1 protein-coding gene is annotated in these 423 nt (G+C 63.8%); it reads right to left on the reverse strand.

From position 1 onward, the window contains the following. A partial coding sequence (gene nirD / locus MUU47_RS00100) for a nitrite reductase small subunit NirD (protein ID WP_258986102.1) occupies positions 1-423 on the reverse strand: 423 nt, incomplete at its 5' end.

Below are 423 nucleotides of genomic sequence, written 5' to 3' on the forward strand. Positions count from 1 at the left end.
TCATGAGGTCACTTCCGCCGTTTCCGGCAGTTGGGCCTGCACCGCCAGCGGTGTACTGCACACCCACACGCGGCCTTCCTCTACCCGCACCGGCCAGGCGGTGACAGCACGCTCGACATTATCCACACAGATACCGTCACTCAGGCGGAAACGCTGCTTATAGAGTGGGGAAATCACCACAGGTTCGCCCGCCACGTCCCCCAACAACCCACGTGCCAGTACGTTGGCGTCGCTGTCCGGTTCCTGGTTGGCCAACGCATAAACGCCGCTGTCCGGCAGATGGAACAACGCAATTTGCCGCTGCCCCAGGCGGGCAGCCATACCGGCGTTAGCCGGGATCTCCGCCAGTGCACAGACATCCAGCCACTGTTCCCCGACGCTCACCGCCGGTTGCACCTCGATCACCTGGCCCCGCTCCACACC

Origin of the sequence: Scandinavium hiltneri, assembly GCF_024764835.1 — a bacterium.
Lineage (GTDB): Bacteria > Pseudomonadota > Gammaproteobacteria > Enterobacterales > Enterobacteriaceae > Scandinavium > Scandinavium hiltneri.